Origin of the sequence: Sphingobacterium sp. UBA7625, from assembly GCF_002484085.1 — a bacterium.
Lineage (GTDB): Bacteria > Bacteroidota > Bacteroidia > Sphingobacteriales > Sphingobacteriaceae > Sphingobacterium > Sphingobacterium athyrii.
Genome location: NZ_DLJD01000026.1, coordinates 215,949 through 236,161, shown reverse-complemented (window position 1 = coordinate 236,161; position 20,213 = coordinate 215,949). Strand labels below are relative to the sequence as shown.

Below are 20,213 nucleotides of genomic sequence, written 5' to 3'. Positions count from 1 at the left end.
TCGGTAAAGAAAAAGAAGCTGGTTTCGACCGTATCGACCTATTGGACAAATTGGTTCCGGTATATGAGCAAATCCTGGCTAAATTGGCAGAAGCTGGCGCACAATATGTTCAGATTGACGAGCCTTTCTTGGCTTTGGATCTAGACGAAAAAGTAAAAGCATTATACCAACCTACTTTTGAGAAATTAGCTGCCGCTGCCAAAAACATTAAATTAATCGCTACGACTTACTTCGAAGCATTAAAAGACAACGAAGATATCGCGGTTAACTTACCGATCCATGCATTACATTTGGATTTAGTACGCGGTGAAAACCAATTGGATACAGTTTTGGCTAAAGTTCCTGCTTCATTGACATTATCATTGGGTATTGTTGAAGGCCGTAACATCTGGAAAAACGATTACGAAAAATCATTGGTTAAAATCAAACAAGCGGTTGATGCATTAGGAAAAGACCGTGTCTGGGTTGCTCCTTCTTCATCATTATTGCACGTTCCTTTTGATTTGGACAATGAGCACAATGAGCAATCATTGCCTGCTGAAGTTAAAAACTGGTTAGCATTCGCAAAACAGAAGTTAGCAGAGGTAAAAGATCTAGCGATCTTAGCTGACGGTGAGGTTGATGCAGAAACGACAAAACGTTTTGAAGCAAACAAAGCTGCTGCTGAAAGCCGTCGTACTTCTCCATTGATCCACAAACCAGAAGTTAAAACACGTACGAGCAATATTACTGATGATGATGCAAAACGTACATCAGTATTTGCTGACCGTAAAGCAGCACAACAAGCGAAGTTCAACTTGCCAGCATTCCCTACAACAACGATCGGTTCATTCCCACAAACGAAAGATGTGCGTAAATGGAGAGCTGATTTGAAAAAAGGAGCGATCACACAAGAAGAATACGATAAAGCAATTGCTGAAGAAACCGAAAACACAATCCGTCTTCAAGAACAATTGGATATCGACGTATTGGTTCACGGCGAGTTTGAACGTAATGACATGGTTGAATACTTCGGTGAGCAATTGGCGGGATATGCATTCACTCAGAACGGTTGGGTACAATCCTACGGTTCCCGTTGTGTGAAACCTCCAATTATCTACGGAGATGTTTATCGTCCACAAGACATGACTGTACGTTGGTCTTCTTACGCTCAATCATTGACTAACCGTCCGGTTAAAGGGATGTTAACTGGTCCAGTTACCATCTTACAATGGTCTTTCGTACGTAACGATCAACCACGTTCGACAACAACTTACCAAATCGCATTGGCCATCCTGGATGAAGTACAAGCTTTGGAAAAAGCAGGAATCAAAATCATCCAAATTGATGAACCAGCAATCCGTGAAGGCTTACCATTACGCAAAGCTGATCAAAAAGATTACTTGAACTGGGCAGTTCGTGCTTTCCGTGTATCTTCATCCAATGTAGAGGATGATACACAGATCCACACACACATGTGTTACTCTGAGTTCAACAATGTGATCGAAGATATCGCAGCAATGGATGCAGACGTAATCACAATTGAGACTTCCCGTTCACAAATGAAATTATTGAATGCATTTGCCGGTGATTTCAAATACCCGAACGATATCGGTCCAGGTGTATATGATATTCACTCACCACGTGTACCAAGCAAAGATGAGATGGTAGACTTATTGCGCAAAGCAAAAGCAGTAGTTCCTGCGGAGCAACTTTGGGTTAATCCAGATTGTGGCTTGAAGACACGCGCTTGGCCTGAAACTAAAGCTGCTTTAGAATCAATGGTTGATGCTGCGAAAATCTTAAGAGCAGAATAATTCTTAAACTATATTGATAAAAGCCCAAGATGAGAATTCATCTTGGGCTTATTTTTTTGAGTATTTTATCCGAAATCAAGCATCTTCGTCAGTTATTTACCTCGCTTTTTGCTTGTCTTGGTAATTTCCTGTTTTCCTTTAATCCGATCTTCGACAGACTTTATGACCGTGGACAGATCGCTGTCCAAGTTATCCAACTTAGCCATTTTGAGGATTTTTAAAGCCTTTTTGTATTTCTTTAATTTCTCAAGCAGCAACACCTTCTTAATCCAGATCACTGTCAGGGACATCCCGGGCAATGTCAATGCATATTTGATGGTTTTCTTTGCTGCTTCGTAATCGCCCATGTCGATCAAGGTCTGTATAAAATAGGGGTACACTTCCAAAGCATGCACATTGTGGCTTAAAGCCTCCTGAAAATATTTCTTTGCCTGCTCATAATCAAAAAGTTGCTCCGCATAAACCCTACCCATTAAACACAACGCCATGGTATTGGATTCATCGTATGACAAGGCATAGGATAAGGATTCTAACGTATCCTCCAGATAATATGGATAATTATCCAGAGCCTGAAGGACATATTTATTCACTGAATTCATTGTTTTTTTTCAACATTACATGAGTATTAGACCTCCTGCGACTACGACCAGCCACACAGATGTCATTTCCTTTATCGGTTAGATCATCTCAAATGATCTCCTGGCGACACATACATCACGATCCGATGCTGTATTCAAGCGCCGAAAATTGGTCCGGAAAAGAAGATTAGGAGAGTGCGGTATTCCGGAGAATATGCCCAAGACTCTTCTTTGAGGACGAAGCTGGGGTTTTTAGTATAGCAAACATATTCTTCCGTTTTTTTATTTTATATTAATACCTGATTGTGTTGCAAAGATTCAAAATATTTATCAGATTAAAAAATATTTGATTATTAACAACTTACAAACATGTTATATCATTGGCATATTATTGTCATATCGTTTTTTTTAAAATCAACACCGTTTTAGCCATTTTCGTGTCATGGAAAGTCAAACAGTAAATCAACTCATCAAACAATCTAGAAAGCACAAAGGACTGACACAACAGGATCTCGCCAATCAAGCAGGCCTATCTTTAAGAACAGTACAACGAATCGAGAAGGGGACTGAAGAGATCAGTGGTTTCAGTTTAAGACAAATCAGTCAGATTTTAGAAATTCCTTTAGAACAATTAATTATGCCAAATGTAAATCAAATCAGTATCGACAAAAACCAAAGTGGAAGCATAAAGGCTCTTTACCTGGCTTCTCTAACGTTTCTGGTCAACCCATTATTGGGCTTATTGGTCCCGGCCATTATGGGCTACACGAAGCAGAATAAAGATGCCCAATACAGCAAGCATCTAAAAAAGATCATCATCATACATGCCTCCGGTCTTTTATTTCTCGGAGCCTTTATAGGCTATCTCCTTACAGCAAAATTTTTTCATATTCAACTGCCCTCGTCTTTAAATTATATTTTTACAGGCTGGCTTTTTCTGCTCATCCCAATGTGCTATTATGCCGTAATTATCATCTTCACAGCAGTAAACTATTTTAGAATTAAAGGATCCGATGTAAATTAAAAATAACTAGTATTCAGTTTACTCGAATCAGAATTCACGATAAGAGCAAGTTGAAAATACAGCTATATGAATAGGTTTTATAAAATCAGAAGAACATTTCCCATTAGAGATAAGAGGGAAAGCGGGGACATTAAGGAGAAATTGTTGTAAAATTTTATAATGGTTTTTTTTGAACAACCAATATCCACTCATTTTCCAATGTGAGATATCCCATTTCATAGATAAAGTTATAAACCTGGCCTTTATTATTGACAAATGTATGCGTGTGGAATTTGAAATCAAATCCCAGTCTTTTTAATTTTTCGCGCAGGACCTTTGTCATACCCTTCTCCTCCCCTTCCAGCACATCCGCCAAAATACGCCGGTTTTTACGCAATATATTATTCACATTACGGATCAGATTGGTCTGATCACTATTCAATTTATTGTTGTAAGCATTTCGACAGGAGTCATCGCAAAAGCGCTTATCCGATCTTCCCCGTATATTTTTCCCACATTCCAAACAGACTTTTTCCATAGTGTTCAATATGAAAGTTAAACGACAACAAACGGTTACAACCGACTATAGTCGAATACAAATGGTAAACAGACGATTATTATTCTTTCTCCTTTTCATCTTTGCTCAAGGTCATTCCACATCAATTGTTATGGCCAGTAACTAAAATAAGAATTATTAGAAACATTTAAAAATTAGACAAAATGAGCACATTACGTAACAAAGTACAATTAATTGGTCATTTAGGAAATGATCCTGTAATCAAAACCACTTCAACCGGGGTAAATTACGCTATTTTACGACTTGCCACAAATGATCTTTTCAAAAACAAAGCTGGAGAATGGGTAGAGGAGGTACAATGGCATACACTTGTCGTATGGGGCAAGCAAAACAATACCATTGAAAGGAAATGTAGCCGCGGGACCAAACTGATGGTTGAAGGGAAACTAACCTATCGTAACTACGAAAATGCTGATGGAACGAAAAGATATATTACTGAAATCAAAGTTGACAGCTTTTTGATTCTATCCGATCAAAACTGCGCAAACGAGGATATTCCGGTACCACAAGAGGAGGATGAAGAAGATCTTCCATTCTGATTTAAGACAGAAAAAAAGTAGGACTTTTATACAAAGCCCTACTTTTTATTTTTTATCAAAAAACTATTTCGCTGCACTAGCAGTTAACTCTGCTGCTAGCTTTTGAGCATACTCCGACCATAGCTTCGCATCTTCCGGAGTTAATTTAGTAAGAGCGGTAGCAGTTTTTGTAGCCCACTCCTGTTGTTTTCCGGCTAACTCCTGAATTTTAGTTGCATCTCCGCTTTTAGCAGCAGCAACATATTCGTTCACATATTTTGTGTAATCGTCTGCCAACTGTTGTGCTTCCGGAGAACTAAACTTTGGCACTTCAGTAGTCGTTGTTGTCTCTGTCGTTGTTGTCTGGGCAACACCACCTTGTGTATCAGTCGTTGTGACCGTATCCTTTGTTTCTACTTTTTTGCTATCTGCATTATTACAAGAAACAAGGAAAAGTGCAGCAATTGCTGCAGATAATACCATTTTTTTCATTTGTATAAATTTGTTTTTAAATTGTGATGAAGCGATCAAATTTATTCATCGCTCAGAGAGGTTGAATAAAGCATGATGGTTCCATGAAACGAATAAGTTTATAATAAATTAAAATTATTTACCAACTTAAATTTGGATTATTTTATTTTATAATCCAAATTTATTTTTTTTCAAAAACAAATAAGTGTTAAAAAAACCTCCGTTTTTCTCTTTATCATGCGTTTACATTAAAAATATCTGATGAAAAAACAGTTGTCGATTGTAACAAAACCATGGCATTAATCACCGTACTGACCTCACCTAGTCTCCAAAGCAAGATACTCCCCGGAAACGATATCCATGATCTGAATATTCTTGCAGTCTCCCTTTAAGGCATTATTCATAAAGTCTCTATTTTCAATGGTATTCATGAGCTCGTTGACTCATTAAATTTGTACTTTAAGGTATCCGTGAGCTCAATCGCTCGGTTCATCCTGTCTTCGGCGGTATATTGTTCAATCTCATCGGTACAAATGAGCTCGTGTTTGCTTTTTGCCTCCAATCTCGACTTATATCCTTTCAAATTTACCATACAGTTTCCAAAAATTTCCCTTCTCGGCCAATACAAAGTCGACTTTCTTCCATGCGTTTAAAACCAAGCTTATTTCCTGCTCTGCTAAGGTATATTTTCCAATAAAGAATTCCTCGGCTGAAAAACATAGGCCGAAGGCATTGTTTAGCGTATGCAAGCTTTCAATGTCAATTTCTTCAAAAAATAGAATTGATTGTGCTGATACAGCGAAGTCACCGGGTACCGGTATAGCATCCATATACTCCATCGCAATAAAACGATTGCGGCTCTGCAACGGAAACTCGATGACCGGCAGTTCATTTAATTTTGACACATAAGTACAAGCATCTAACAGCGCTTCACGTTCCAATAACGGGACCTGTGCCAATCGCTTCCCTCCTACTGCAGGCGTATCAGGCTGAAAATAATCGTTAAAATTGAGAATCTCATTAACAGAAAGATTTTTTTCAATCAGATGTTGCACAGGAATGCCAAAATAATTTGCAATTTTTAAGACAATCTCTATTTTTGGTTCGGCACGCATCTCTTCGTAAGATGAAATATTCCCCCTAGTAAGATTAAAAACATCTCCAAAAGCCTGCTGACTCAATCCTTTCACCTTTCTCAGCTTTTTTATATTATTCCCGACGTTACTCATTTTAAAAAAAAATTAATTTTTTCTTGCAAAATATTTTTGCAATTCACTATCTTTATGCAAAGAATATGTGCAATATATAAAAAACTTGATTATGTACTTCTCAAAAATTGAAAATTATATCGCCAACATCGGTTATAACATTACCCATAAGGATGAAAAAGAAGGCGTCTTTGTCATCGAAAACGAAGATGATGGTATTCGCAACCTCATTGTGGGTATAGCACATCCCATCGTAATTTTCGAGCAGTATCTATTTACCATCAACAACGAGAACATGGACATGTTCAGATCGTTACTCATAAAAAATAGAGATATCATCCATGGCGGATTTGCCTTGACGGAGGATGGCAGAAAGGTCATATTCCGATATACTTTGCAGATACATAATCTGGATCAAAATGAATTTGATGCAGCCATCAATTCACTTAGTCTTTTGATCAGTGAATATTATAATCAGTTAATAAGTTTTTCAAAATTATAGAATAATGAATATTTTTAAGAGAATTTTCAGAATCGGTCAGGCAGAGATCCACGCTGTAGTGGACAAAATGGAGGACCCCATCAAAATGACGGAGCAAGGTATCCGTGAGATGAAAGAAGACCTGGAACAATCGTTAGAGGCTTATGCAAAAGTAAAAGCGCTAGCGATACGCACGCAGAATAACTGTGAAAAGAAAAAGGAAGAAGCCAATGAATTTGAAAGCAAGGCCATTTTATTGTTGCAGAAAGCACAAAAAGGAGAACTTTCTGCCGAAAAAGCAGAAAGCCTGGCCAAAGAGGCCCTATTACTGAAAAAGCAATTGTTGATTGAAGCTACCGAACTGGATAAACAGGCAGCAATTCATCAGAGTTCCGCAGAGGAATTGCATAAAAATGTGGATATACTTAAATTCAATATCGCTAAATGGGAAAGCGAATTATCAACTTTGAAAGCACGGGTCAAGGTTTCCAACGCAGCTAAAATGGTCAACCGGCAACTGGCCAACATTGATTCCAACAGCACGATTTCCATGTTGGAACGCATGAAAGAAAAAGTCGAAGAGGACGAAGCATTAGCGAAAGCCTATGGTGAAATCGCAACAGGTAATAGAAGCAAGGTGGATGAGATCAATGAATCCATAGGTGGTTCGGACGCTGTAAACAGTGAACTGGAAGAATTAAAACGAAAATTGAATGGCGATGCGGAAATTTGAGTATAAAACAATCAAAATTGAACCCCAAGGCTTCTGGGGAACCAAATTGGACTCGGACAAAATCGACAAGATTCTGAACGACCTCGGTGATCAGGGCTGGGAGCTGGTCGCGATGCAGGACCTTGAAATGAATGGTAATTCCTGGTCATTTCATTATACCTTCAAAAGAGAAAAAATTTAAAAGAAAATACGATGACAGAATTAATCAATATCTTATTCAACCCATTGTCAAATGGCATCATGACTGTCCTGACAGGCCTGTCTGTAGTGTATTGGTTATTTATGTTTCTCATGGGCGATGGTGTGCATCTATTTGACGCGGATGCCGATGTGGACCTACATCCTACACCTGATGTCAGTGACGTCGATGGCTCACATGATATTGATACCGATGGACCAGATCATCCACATCATCATACAGACTCCGATACGCATACCGAACCGGGTTTCTTTGCCAAGGCAATGGATTATATCAATGTCGGAAAAGTGCCCATTATGCTTATTGTGACCATGTTTAAATTCGTTGGCTGGGTGATCACCATTGTATCTTCATTGTATATTGACGTTGCATCCTGGGGAATAAAATCGGTATTGATCCTGGTTCCGGTTTTTATCGTTACATTCTTTTTAATGCATTTTCTGACCAAACCTTTAGCAAGAATGTTCAAAAATATTGGCTATAATGGCGAAGAGAGCCATGATTTCCTCGGCCGCATGGGTAAAATGCGTGCAAGTATTGAGGGTAAAAAAATAGGTTCTGCTGAATTTATTATCCAACAAGATCCAATTCGTCTCAATGTCGTAAGTCATAATGGCGAGAAAATCGGCTATGGCGATGATGTCATTATTGTGGACGAATCCAAAGACAAAAAATATTATTATGTCACCAAGGAAATCACCATTGACAATATTTAATCGAAAATAAAAAAAAACAAGGAGCAAGGATTAAAGACTTAATCGGTAAGCCGTAGGCTTGCGCAACTAAAATCCAAATACTCATATCTAAATACTAAAATCTAAATAAATACTAATCAATATGCTATATCAACCTCTTTTATTTTTAAGCGGCTTAAACGGAATTATATTGCTGATTGTCGGTTTAGCTGTTTTTCTAATCTTTGCATTCTTTGTTGTACTGAGTGCATTCTACAAAAAGATCCCGCAGGGAAAGGCAATTGTCCGAACAGGTGTTGGCGGAACGAAAGTTGCCTTCAACAAGGGTATGTATGTCGTCCCGGTTTTCCACAAGATGGAGATCATGGACATCTCCATCAAAAAAATTGAAATCGCCCGTATGCAGAGCGAAGGACTGATCTGTAAAGACAATATCCGCGCAGATATCAAGGTGGCATTCTTTGTTCGTGTCAACAAAAATGTTGATGATGTGATCAACGTTGCCCAGAATTTGGGATGCGACCGTGCCAGCGAACCCGAAACTTTAAAGAGCATCTTTGAATCTAAATTTTCTGAAGCTTTAAAAACCGTAGGTAAAAAATTCGACTTTATCGAACTCTATGAAGCACGTCGTGAGTTCCGTGATGAAATCCTCAATATCATTGGTACAGACCTGAACGGTTATATCCTTGATGACTGTGCGATCGACTACCTGGAACAAACAGATATCGAACATTTAAATCCCAGCAACATCCTGGATAGTGAAGGTATTAAGAAAATCACCGAGCTGACAGCAAAACAAAATATCAATGCCAACTTTATCCGTCGTGACGAAGAGAAATTAATCAAAAAACAAAACGTAGAAGCACGGGAGGCAATTTTAGAACTGGATCGTCAACTTGCCGAAAAAGAAGAAAAACAAAAACGTGAAATTGATAATATCAAGGCCCGCGAGGAAGCAGAGATTGCTAAGGTACGTGAAGAAGAGCGCCTGAAATATGAAAGCGTCCGCATTTCCACCGAAGAGCAGCTGGCAGTACAGGAAGAAAATAAACTACGCCAAATTATCATTGCCGAGAAAAACAAGCAACGTACAGATGCTGTGGAAGCCGAACGCGTAGAGAAAGACCGCGCATTGGAACAAACCGAACGTGAGCGTATTGTCACCTTGGCTCAGATTGACAAAGAGCGTTCGATTGAGACCGAGAAGAAAAGTATTCAAGGAGTAATCAAAGAACGCGTCCAATTAGAAAAAGGCGTTATCGAAGAGCAACAAGGTGTCAAAGATATTGAAGTATTCCGTGAAGTAGAACGGAAGAAACAAGCTGGTGTTATTGCAGCATCACAAGAAGCAGAAGAGAAATTAATTTCTACGGTGAAAGCGGCTGAAGCAGCAAAAATTGCGGCAGAACAAGAGGCTGAGAAAAAAGTGATTGACGCCGAAGCGGCGCGTAAGATTGCAGAAAAACGTGCTCAGGAATTATTGATAGACGCCGAAGCGAAAAAAGAGGCGTCACTCAAAGAGGCCGAAAGCCGTAAGATCATAGCTGAAGCTCAGGCGAAAGAAGAAGCTGCAATTGGTTTATCAGAAGCCGAAGTAATGGTCGCAAAAGCCGAAGCCGAAGAGAAGCAAGGTACTGTACAGGCAAATGTTATTGAGAAGAAAGCCGAAGCCATGCGCAAAGAAGGTTTAGCACAGGCGGAAGTTGTCCGTGAAAAGGCACTTGCGGAGGCAAAAGGTATCGAAGAGAAAGCCGAAGCTATGAAAAAACTGGATGGTGTGGGTAAAGACCACGAAGAGTTCAAATTACAGTTACAGAAAGAACGTGACATCGAACTTGCACAGATCAATATCCAAAAAGATATTGCACAAGCACAGGCGGGGGTATTGTCCGAAGCGCTTAAAACAGCGAAGATAGACATCGTCGGTGGTGAAACCATGTTCTTCGAAAACATTGTACGTCAGGTGTCCAATGCCAAAGGTTTTGACCATCTGATCGACAATTCGAAACATGCCACTGATATCAAAAATTCACTATTGGGCCCAGACGGGAAAGGTGATCTCGCCGAAAAAGTACGTGGACTGGCAGATAAATATGGTATCTCATCCAATGATATCAAGAACTTAACAGTTTCTGCGGCGTTGATCAAACTGCAACAGGCAGCCACAGATGCCGAAAACGGTGAAGATGCAGGTTTTATCAATTCCTTATTTGGGTTGGCAAAAAACTTAGGCATTTCCAACAAGAAGCTGTCTTAAGACATCTTAAGCTTACTAATTATCCGCAAGACCATTTCAAAATGGCTCCTGCGGGTAGTTAAAATTGATTTTGTCACAACAATCCAGTAGAGAAAGCTCATTTTATGCCAGAAGAAAACGTAATAAATCAGAACGACAGCCTTGACCAAGGTGCATATGAGATTATCCGAAAGCGGCTTCTTACACAAAAAGAAGAACTCGCGACCAAGCTCCAACAGTTGAATGAAGCCCGTAAAGAAGTCTTTAATTCGACGAGTTTTGTCCTCAAAGCCAATCAACGGATCACCACAGAAAACAACTGTGTTGCCCGCGGTATTCTGGCCTTGGATAATCAATGTATTTTTGGGTATAACGTGCATTTTGGACTGCGTACCGAGATCAAGCTGGAAGATGTTTTCAGTGTTTATGCATTTGAGAATAATCAATTTATTCCGCAGTCCCTCGACCTGATCAACGATCAAAATTTTATTTCAGATTACCAAAATCTATATAAATACTACAGGGACTCCATATTCTCCAAATTTCGTAGGACGGAGAACTATTTGTACATGATCTTTCAGACCAGCAAAAATCCTGCTGACCTCAAAGCATTCAAATGGTTAATCAAAGATGGTAAGCTCCAGTATCAGGATGACCGCAGCATCCACGAAGTCAAATTGCCCAATCAATTTGAATTTGACTGGACGAAAACCACGCTTGAAGACCGTCGGCTCGGTAAGTATCCCCATATATCCATTATGGATAAGATCTTTATTGAGGCGATCAATGGCGACATCACCTTCAAGATCGAAAACAATACAGACAGTGGTAAAGGGATCTATTCCGAAAAAGTGGTCAATGCAGACCAACAATTGGACGATGCCGATTATTACTATGCAGATCTCGGCAATCTTATTGCGGTACGCATCAAGCCATACCAGGAAGATTTTAGGGCCTTTGTCTATAACCAACGGACGAAGGAAGTAATCAACCTCAAATCACTGAATGAATCCGCAATATTGTTACCAGACAACCAAGGGATTATTTTCTCCAATGGCTACTATTTACAAAATGGCACAAACAAAGTTTTTGACGCCCAGTTTGAGCAGGTATCGTTCCTTCGTAGAATAGCCTCCCCCAATGGTGAGGATTTTCTATATATATTCTGTCAGGAGGAAACCAATACCTATATCCTACTGTCATATAACATCATTCAGCAGCATGTCGAGACTCCGATTATCTGCAACGGATTTACCCTGTTCAAAGATGGTAGCTTAATTTATTTCCGCACCGAGGCAGAAGCCACCAGACATCATCAGGTTCAGATCTGGGAAACACCCTATATGGCCATGCTCAAAGAAAATGAGCAAAAGAAAGATGATCCCCTCTATAAGGTAGGCAATAAACAGATCGTGCAGGCGATGGCCGAGGCTCAGGAGGTTATACAGCTGATCAACAAAGAGGACAGCTACGAAGGTTTATACGAAGATATCCTCAAAAAGTCCACGGTTTTATTGGATTCCTATTTCTGGATCAAAGATGAGGCCTTATCAAATCTTGGCCAGCCATTAACACAGATCAAGGAAGTCGCCAATACCGCCATTGATGAATTTGTCAAAGTACAGGCACAACGCAAACATGCCGCAGAATTAAATATCGCAGCGGAAAAGAAGATGGAAGAACTCACCTTCTCCATCAATAGTACCGTTGTAGACAAACTCGATCAGCTCGTCCATCAATTGGCCGACTCCCGTCGTCTTCAGGGTGAAATCATTGACCTTAAAAATGTAAAATATATCGATACGGTCAGCATAGATAGTCTGTTGGAAAAACTGCAGGTTATCACTTCTGGGCTGGCTGAAAAAACCATTGCTTTTCTCCTACGTGATGAAGCTCTGCTTCCTTATGAACAGAAAGTAGAACAGCAAAAGAAGAATGTGGATGCCATAGTGAAGGTATACGATGCCAAGGCAATCGAGGAAGCCAATTTGGCCATTTCAGGTGAATTGGAACTATTGATTGATATCCTCAATAGTTTAAAAATTGACGACTCCACGCAGACAACCAAAATCATTGAGAAAATTTCGGTTATTTTCTCCTCCTTAAATGAAGTCCGCGCACAGCTAACGCGAAAACTCAATTCATTAAAGAGTACAGAAGCAATAGCCGAATTCTCTGCACAGCTGACCCTGTTGGAGCAATCCGTGACCAACTACCTTGAACTGTCGACGACAACCGAAAAGGTAGACGAATATTACACAAAAGTTATCGTTCAGCTGGAGGAACTTGAAAGTAAGTTTTCCGAATTTGAAGATTTTGCCCTCAAGATCGCGGACAAACGTGATGAGGTTATCAAGGCTTTTAATTCCCGCAGAGAACAAATCGTTGAACAGATCAACAAGCGTACGTCCTCGATCGAACAGATCGGTCTTCGTGTATTAAAGAATATTGAGAACAAATCCAAGACATTTGCAACGCGGGAAGAGATCCTCAGCTTTTTTGCCTCGGATCTGATGATCGACAAGATCAGACAGTTGGTACAGGAGCTAAAAACACTGCAGGATGTCTCAAAAGCGGAAAATCTTGAAAACCTATTAAAGAAATCACAGGAAGACGCTTTACGGGTTTTACGGGATAAGAATGACCTCTTTGTGGACGGCGAAAATATCATCGCGCTGGGCAAGCATAAGTTTGCGGTCAACAACCAATCCCTTAGCCTTACCTTACTACGCAGAAATGACGAACTGTATTTCCACCTGACTGGGACAAGTTTCTATCAAAAGGTGCAGGCCGAGGAGATCAACAGGTTTCAGGATATCTGGGATCAGGAACTTGTCTCTGAAAACAAGGAAGTCTATCGTGCAGAATATCTTGCATACAAAGCATTCCTGGCTTCGAAAGGACAACAAGATTTTGATGCTGCACTGTTCATCACGCAGACCGTGGAACAAAGTTATTCGGAAGGCTATGTCAAAGGGGTTCACAATGTGGATGCGCTATTGATCTATGATACGATAAAACAGCTCGATAGCAAACTGGATCTGCTACGCTATGATCCTTCTTTGCGCACGATGGCTCAGCTATTTTGGCAATCGCTTTCTGATGATCAGCGTGCAAAACAGCTGGCGCTGATACACTCGACTTACACGATATTGAAAACGTTTCCAAATTCAAATCGTTACCAATCCGTCATTGATGAACTCAGCAAGTTGTTCAATGCCTGGGAGACACATTTGGATCGCGCCACCATTCATGACCGTGACTTGGCAACTTACCTTTTTCAAACGTTTACGAGCTACAATACCTTTGTCGTCAGTGAACAGTCCGATGATCTGAAAAAGGCGTTTATTCGACTGCTGGAATCCAAGAAAAGTTACAAGCTTTTTGAAGCGGATATTCAGAACGAACAATTTAGCGTGGTAGATCGCTTTTACCTGACTTTAAACTGGCTCAACTCCTTCGTTGATGAGCATCCGGAATATCTTACGTTACGTAAATATATTGAGGAAGCAGCGATCATGTTGCTTTATCCGACCCATGAGTATCACCTGATCATTGCAAAAGACCAGGCGCATATCAGCGGATTAAAAGGCAATCATGCGATCCTGAACAATGGAGAAGAACATATTCAATATCATGATTTTTTAGCACGTCTCGCGCAATTCAGTGCGTATAATGTACCTCGTTTTGTGGCTTTCTCCACATTGAAAGAGCAGCTTGCGAAGTCCTATGCCAAAGAACTAAAGATCGGTGAGTTTGAGCCCAAAGTACTGACTTCCTTTGTACGTAATAAGCTGATCAACGAAGTTTACTTTCCATTGATCGGAAATAACCTCGCGAAACAGCTGGGAGCTGCAGGTGACAACAAGCGTACGGCCCGTATGGGCATGCTTCTGTTGATCTCGCCTCCGGGTTACGGTAAGACTACCTTAATGGAATATCTTGCCAAAACTATGGGTTTACATTTTGTCAAAATCAATGGCCCAACCATTGGTCATTCGATTACATCCATTGACCCGATTGAAGCGAAAACATCCGGAGAACGGGAAGAGCTCAAAAAGATCAATCTTGCATTTGAGATGGCTGACAATGTCATGCTGTATTTGGACGATATCCAGCACTTAAATCCGGAGTTTTTACAGAAATTTATCTCTCTGGCCGATGGTCAACGTAAGATTGATGGTATTTTTGAGGGTGAGAGCAAGACCTATGACCTCCGTGGCAAGCGCTTCTGTATTGTGATGGCAGGAAACCCGTATACCGAGAGCGGCTCTAAGTTTCAGATTCCCGACATGCTTGCCAATCGGGCAGATGTGTACAATCTCGGCGATGTGATCGGTGATACCGAAGCATTATTCAACCTCAGTTTGATTGAAAATGCGGCGATTGAAAACAGTTACCTCGAGAAGATTGCAAGCAAGTCGTTTAATGACTTCTATGCCCTGGTCAACTATGCACAGTCTGTTATGGATCAATTGCCCAATTTAGAGGGAAACTATCTGAAACAGGATATTGATGACTTTATCGCTGTGCTACGGCATGTGCTAAAAATCAGAAATGTTGTGATCAAAGTGAATCAGAATTATATTCAGAGTGCAGCGATGCAGGATAATTACCGTACCGAACCGCCATTTAAAATGCAGGGATCGTATCGGAATATGAGCAAACTGGTTGCACAGGTGGTCCCCATGATGAATGAGCAAGAAATTGATCAGGTTCTTCTCGCACACTATGAGAGCGAATCGCAGACACTAACTGCGGACACTGAAAGTAACCTTTTAAAACTAAAAGAGCTTGCCGGACTACTGAACCCTGTCGAGCAGGAACGTTGGGAAGCCATCAAAGAGATCTTCCGCAAAAACAATAAACATGGAGGACTAGCCAAAGATGATAAAGTCTTCGGTCAGCTACTGGACTTCAATGAAAATCTGGAAGGTATTATTCAGGCAATTCGGGAGTATAAGAATTAAGATTTTCTACTGCTATCCCAGCTCACTTTTCTAGTCCGTTCACCTGGGATAGCAGTGTTTTGATACGATTATTATCAACTTTTTTTTAAGTTTTAGCTAATTTAGGACTGATTAATGATGATCTTTGATAGTATCAAATGATACTATCATCATAATGAAACCACCGCAGACTATTACAAATGAAACTTTAAAATTAATCACTCGCCTCAGGATATTTAGTATGATACTTTGTTTCCATAACTGTTTTAATTTCTATTATATCTTTTCCTCAGGATCAAATAATACGACCATCTTCTGCTCGAACGCGATCTTAGCGATTTCAAATAAACGTTCAAGTTCTGTGAGGTAAGAAACGTAGTGTTCCATTCCGACTATTTCTCCATCATGAGCTTCCAAATAATCACTTCCAAAACTTAGATAAACATCTGTATTTTTACTTAGCTGCCCCCTTAGTTGCGGCAGCACTCTTGCAGCCATTTCTTCGAGTTCTTTGCTTGATCTATTCAAACTCGGAATATCGAATGATAGAGCCCAGATGACCATACGGTAGATTTGTTTTAAGCATGACAAAAAAAGAGTAAAAACCAAATCTGAAACAACATCTCCTTCACAAAGCAGGGCCTTACATTTCTTTAAAAAATGTTCTGTTATCTCAACCTGATTATTGAATTTAGACGAAAAATTATCTTGAAAATTTTTTAGAGAATCAGCTTCCGGTTCCTCCAAACGATATGGGCTTCCCGAAAACACCAGAAATTTAGATCGACAGTGCGCAACATTGTAAAAGTATCCATCTTTCATTTCTGCTTCCCATTCATCTCCCGAATGAATATTAAACACAACAGTACGCTGTTTCATACACACAAGCTCAAGAATACCTTTTACGATCGGTTCGTTCCGATCTAAATCATATTCCCAGCCATCAAGTATCAAAATAATCTCTACATAGGGCTTAACTTGGTATTTTTCAATAGCAGGGTGTGGTATCAAGAAAATCCGATTTGGCTCCAATACAGCAACTATTAAATCCAATAATGGTTTTAACGTTGAATACTCGCGATCAAGTTGGAGCAATCCGCCTATCTCACGCATCCAACGTTCAAATTCACCACTTCGCTCTCCGGGATGGAGATAGATATGATTTGTGGTGATTCTCTGATTTTGGCTTTTATTAACAGACCCGTGATAAATAGTCCCTACACTTCCATGTATGTCATCCATAATTTTAAAAATTTATATTGGTTTATAATTTTCTCTCCTTCGAAATATCACTAAGCAGGCTTGTACCATGAAGCAAGATGCTCACGATTATTTTATATTTCAAAACAAAAATAAAGATAATCTATACAATTATAAAATTTTTAAATAAAATATGTTATACAAGAAATCTTCCGCAAGAACAATAAACACGGTGGACTGGCTAAAGATGATAAAGTATTCGGCCAGTTACTGGACTTCAATGAAAATTTGGAAGGTATTATTCAGGCAATTCGGGAGCATAAGAACTAAAACCACATACCCGATCACTCTCCATTGACTTGAATAGAGTCAATGAGAGAATTTGAACAGCAGAATATCATAAGGTAATTGACCTGTAAATTGTTAGCATGTTTAAAACTAGTATCTTTGTAAGAGTTTAACTAGCTGTAATTTTTTAACAGGTAGATCACGCTAGTTGAATAGCAGATTTATGCAAAGGATCTTTGGATAAATATTTAGCAGAAGAACGAACTTAAAGGACTTAATCATGGAAGCAATACTTTTACATCCGCAAAACAAAGAGCAACTTGAAGCAATCAAGGCAATTGCCAAAGCATTGAAAATGAAATTTGAGACTACCACTGTAGAAGGCAGTACCTATAATCCAGATTTTGTAAAAAAGATACAAAATGGCCGAGCGGATGTTAAGAACGGCAAAGGGACTAAAATCGGCATTGATGATCTATGGAAATAATTTATACTCCGCAAGCGGTAGAAGATTTAAAATTCTGGAAAAAATCAGGTAACAAAATAATCTAGAAGAAGATTCAAACTCTTATTCTTTCTATATTAGAAACACCATTTGAGGGTATAGGCAGACCAGAAGCGTTGAAATATGAATTATCCGGCTCGTGGTCACGAAGAATAGATCAGGAGCACAGACTTATCTATGAAGTATACGAAGAAAATGGAGAAACAATACTCGAAATACAGTCTCTTAAAGGCCATTATCTGTAGATAATAAACTCAGCGAAAATACTGGATGGAAGCAAAACTTATTAAAACTGAAGAAGATTATGCACAGGCTTTAGACCGCCTTGAAGTAATATTTGATGCTAAAATAGGTTCAAAAGAAGGAGATGAATTGGAAGTTTTGGGGCTTCTCATCGATAAATATGAGACCGAACATTTTCCTATTAATCTCCCTGATCTTGTTGAGGCCATCAAATTCAGAATGGAGCAGCTAAATTTTACACAGAATGATCTTGCTGATGTTCTTGGTCAAAAAAGCCGTGCAAGTGAAATATTAAATCGAAAGCGGAAACTCTCTCTTGAGATCATTAGAAAACTTCGCGAAAAACTCAATATCCCTACAGATGTACTTATACAAGCCTATTAGTAATTACTACTAGGCTATAAGCTTTTCAATCTTTTGAGCTAATTTTTTGTTCTCTTCTCCGCTAAAGCTCTCTTCAAGATATTCTATTGTCTTCTCCAGCTCGTTTAACATATTTGGAGTATATAGCTATTACAACTACTTTTCGTAGATCTTTCGAGCTGAAAAGTGGAATAAAGTCTTTTTGTCAAACGGATTGGATCTGCATTTCTGAGCAATGGAAGCAGAAAATGGGGTATTTTGCGTAGACAAGGGGTCAACTTGCGCCAAATCAATAGCTTAAACACTATCTATTTAGCACAAGTTCACCCCCTATTCTGTTCATTTCATACGTACAATCCTATTAACCAAGAACATGAAAATAATTTAACAGCTTACTTGGTTACGATTCTATATACAGATCGTTCGGAAATACGATTATCCGGCTTTCACAGTCCCCGAAGAAACGGTAAATATCCCGTAATCGTCAATAAGCATCCGCTCCTTGTGCACTCCATTGTAAGCCATAATCCGATCCAATTCTTTCTGCGACCGTCGGCGCATGACCCAGTCTTTCTTCTGATGACTATTCAGCACATAAGCGATCATTTTCAACTGTGGATGCCATGGCTGTCCGGTATAGACCAGATGGCTATTTTCCTCACAAATGGAAGTCGCGCCATGTACAGCACTGCTCGCCATTTCATTGTCGCCAAACAATTCGAAAATACCGGAGATCACCACAATATTAGGGGCAAAATCCAGTTTGCTGTATGTAGCCGGATCAAAACAGTCGTAATTGCTGAAACGTATTCCGCGGAGCCCTTTCCTCTTAATGATTTTCTCACCGACTGCAATATTTGACAACATAAACTCATTGATCACAATCTCCACTTCTGGGTATTTTTCTTTGATGTCAAACAAATAATTTCCGGTACCGCCAGCAATATCCAGAATTTTTACAGGTCGGCCGGTAGACTTGACCTGCTCAATATTCTCTTCTAATAGACGTAATAGATGCTGTTTGCGTATACGGATTCCTTTCCATCCAATCGCCTCCAAGTACCCTTTATCGATGATTTTACCTAGTCCCAACCTACCCTTTGGCTCGTTGTGATAAACGTAATCCAATGAAATTCCTGAATCAAAGCCAAATTGAAGACCTAAGTTCATCCCATGACTCAATGATCCGATCTTGCCTAAAGTCCATTTTTGGAATGCATAGTTTAGCTTCTCAGCCGCTGGCATCACCTTATGGTACAATTTCTCATATTCTTTTACCGAAAACTCGTCAGCCTCCAGTCCCTGTTCGGGCATTTGCCTTGCATAGGCTTTCGTAATAAAATCTTTTAAATAGGTATAGACTTTCTGTCTGTTGGATTCAAACAGGATACCATGATAAAAATTACGCAGGGTAATAAATGTCTTTAGCTTGGAAGCGATGGAAACGAAGAATTGCTTTTGCACCGAGTTTTTAACCACATAGTCCTTTTCAGCAGATAGCACAATCACGGGAATATCGATTGCGGCTGCATCGTCTACGATACGCACACCAGCTTTCAATAGATCGACCAATAAAGCGCCGTTAATGGATTTTGAGATTAGGGGATCAGCATCATAAGCCTGTTGTTGTTCGATATCATGCGTCAATACCTTCGCTTTAACATAGCTTTGGATAACAAGATCCTTTTTCAGTTTAGTTCCCAGTGCAATCATCTGATTGGCCAAGGGCACATACAGTTTGATTTCAAATGCGGGCGCCAATAAAGCCATACCTGCAATCGGAGGGGCAAAATCATGTACCCAAGCACTTACAATGACCCCAGCAATACTATTGGCGATGACAAAGACATCCTTCGTATCAACCGCATATTCGGTATGAATATAGGACACAAAACAGTCCAGATCACGCACATTATCCATGAAAACCGGTGATACGGGCACTTTGGTATGGCCATGTCCACGCAGGTCGAATGCAAAGATGGAATAATCGGCAAACTGCGGATCGGTAGCCATCTCCTGCAAGCGTTCTGAATGTTCATGCCCACGGTGCAATACAATTAAAGCCTTTTGTCCCTGTTGATAATTCCAAACACGATATAGCAGTTCCCCTTGATCGAAACTCTTAAAATAACCTGATTTCATCTTTTTATAATTTATTCCATTAATA

General features: G+C 39.7%; 18 protein-coding genes. 12 read left to right on the top strand and 6 right to left on the bottom strand.

The features are described 5' to 3' along the window. Positions 1-1,796: 5-methyltetrahydropteroyltriglutamate--homocysteine S-methyltransferase (gene metE / locus B4G94_RS11500; protein ID WP_286858965.1), on the top strand; the 1,796-nt coding region annotated here is incomplete at its 5' end. A gap of 92 nt (positions 1,797-1,888) precedes the next feature. Here metE and B4G94_RS11495 read toward each other — a convergent pair. Then, a complete protein-coding gene (locus B4G94_RS11495; RefSeq protein ID WP_286858963.1) occupies positions 1,889-2,395 on the bottom strand; it encodes a tetratricopeptide repeat protein in 507 nt (168 codons plus the stop codon). A gap of 421 nt (positions 2,396-2,816) precedes the next feature. Here B4G94_RS11495 and B4G94_RS11490 point away from each other — a divergent pair, with 421 nt between their 5' ends. Further along, on the top strand, positions 2,817-3,398 hold the full coding sequence (locus B4G94_RS11490; RefSeq protein WP_286858961.1) for a helix-turn-helix domain-containing protein: 582 nt from the start codon (positions 2,817-2,819) through the stop codon (positions 3,396-3,398). Between the two features lie 154 nt (positions 3,399-3,552). On the opposite strand, the gene B4G94_RS11485 is transcribed toward B4G94_RS11490, so the two are convergent. Then, positions 3,553-3,915, bottom strand: a complete 363-nt coding sequence (locus B4G94_RS11485) for a hypothetical protein (protein WP_108636234.1) — start codon at positions 3,913-3,915, stop codon at positions 3,553-3,555. 182 nt (positions 3,916-4,097) lie between these two features. On the opposite strand from B4G94_RS11485, the gene B4G94_RS11480 reads away from it, so the two are divergent. Next, positions 4,098-4,493, top strand: a complete 396-nt coding sequence (locus B4G94_RS11480; protein ID WP_286858959.1) for a single-stranded DNA-binding protein — start codon at positions 4,098-4,100, stop codon at positions 4,491-4,493. A gap of 63 nt (positions 4,494-4,556) precedes the next feature. Here B4G94_RS11480 and B4G94_RS11475 read toward each other — a convergent pair whose 3' ends face one another. Both B4G94_RS11475 and B4G94_RS11470 read right to left on the bottom strand, forming a co-directional pair. Then, on the bottom strand, positions 4,557-4,964 hold the full coding sequence (locus tag B4G94_RS11475) for a hypothetical protein (protein WP_108636236.1): 408 nt from the start codon (positions 4,962-4,964) through the stop codon (positions 4,557-4,559). 548 nt (positions 4,965-5,512) lie between these two features. Then, positions 5,513-6,172, bottom strand: coding sequence for a helix-turn-helix domain-containing protein (locus B4G94_RS11470; RefSeq protein ID WP_165305474.1), 660 nt, complete (start codon positions 6,170-6,172; stop codon positions 5,513-5,515). A 91-nt stretch (positions 6,173-6,263) separates the two neighbouring features. On the opposite strand from B4G94_RS11470, the gene B4G94_RS11465 reads away from it, so the two are divergent. The 6 genes from B4G94_RS11465 to B4G94_RS11440 all read left to right on the top strand — a co-directional run bounded on the left by B4G94_RS11465 (position 6,264) and on the right by B4G94_RS11440 (position 15,468). Next, positions 6,264-6,653 (top strand): YbjN domain-containing protein, encoded by a 390-nt coding sequence (locus B4G94_RS11465; RefSeq protein ID WP_108636382.1) that lies wholly within the window; start codon positions 6,264-6,266, stop codon positions 6,651-6,653. Between the two features lie 4 nt (positions 6,654-6,657). Then, positions 6,658-7,365: a PspA/IM30 family protein gene (locus tag B4G94_RS11460; protein WP_108636238.1), complete on the top strand. Its 708-nt coding sequence runs from the start codon at positions 6,658-6,660 to the stop codon at positions 7,363-7,365. Next, positions 7,352-7,546, top strand: coding sequence for a DUF4177 domain-containing protein (locus tag B4G94_RS11455; RefSeq protein ID WP_181390665.1), 195 nt, complete (start codon positions 7,352-7,354; stop codon positions 7,544-7,546). Before B4G94_RS11460 ends, B4G94_RS11455 begins: the two co-directional genes overlap by 14 nt. Positions 7,547-7,557: 11 nt before the next feature. Further along, on the top strand, positions 7,558-8,280 hold the full coding sequence (locus tag B4G94_RS11450) for an OB-fold-containig protein (RefSeq protein ID WP_108636240.1): 723 nt from the start codon (positions 7,558-7,560) through the stop codon (positions 8,278-8,280). Between the two features lie 121 nt (positions 8,281-8,401). Next, entirely contained in the window at positions 8,402-10,519 is a 2,118-nt protein-coding gene (locus B4G94_RS11445; protein ID WP_108636241.1) for a flotillin family protein, read from the top strand. A 104-nt stretch (positions 10,520-10,623) separates the two neighbouring features. After that, entirely contained in the window at positions 10,624-15,468 is a 4,845-nt protein-coding gene (locus B4G94_RS11440; RefSeq protein WP_286858955.1) for a DNA repair ATPase, read from the top strand. Between the two features lie 255 nt (positions 15,469-15,723). On the opposite strand, the gene B4G94_RS11435 is transcribed toward B4G94_RS11440, so the two are convergent. After that, entirely contained in the window at positions 15,724-16,689 is a 966-nt protein-coding gene (locus B4G94_RS11435) for a hypothetical protein (protein ID WP_209577629.1), read from the bottom strand. A gap of 526 nt (positions 16,690-17,215) precedes the next feature. Between B4G94_RS11435 and B4G94_RS11430 the strand changes: the two genes are divergently transcribed. The 3 genes from B4G94_RS11430 to B4G94_RS11420 all read left to right on the top strand — a co-directional run bounded on the left by B4G94_RS11430 (position 17,216) and on the right by B4G94_RS11420 (position 18,067). Continuing rightward, positions 17,216-17,422 (top strand): DUF2683 family protein, encoded by a 207-nt coding sequence (locus B4G94_RS11430; protein ID WP_108636245.1) that lies wholly within the window; start codon positions 17,216-17,218, stop codon positions 17,420-17,422. A 71-nt stretch (positions 17,423-17,493) separates the two neighbouring features. After that, on the top strand, positions 17,494-17,685 hold the full coding sequence (locus B4G94_RS11425; RefSeq protein WP_286858972.1) for a Txe/YoeB family addiction module toxin: 192 nt from the start codon (positions 17,494-17,496) through the stop codon (positions 17,683-17,685). 25 nt (positions 17,686-17,710) lie between these two features. Beyond that, entirely contained in the window at positions 17,711-18,067 is a 357-nt protein-coding gene (locus tag B4G94_RS11420) for a helix-turn-helix domain-containing protein (protein WP_286858954.1), read from the top strand. A gap of 414 nt (positions 18,068-18,481) precedes the next feature. On the opposite strand, the gene B4G94_RS11415 is transcribed toward B4G94_RS11420, so the two are convergent. Further along, a complete protein-coding gene (locus B4G94_RS11415) occupies positions 18,482-20,188 on the bottom strand; it encodes a bifunctional alpha/beta hydrolase/class I SAM-dependent methyltransferase (RefSeq protein WP_209577625.1) in 1,707 nt (568 codons plus the stop codon). Positions 20,189-20,213 lie beyond the last annotated feature (25 nt).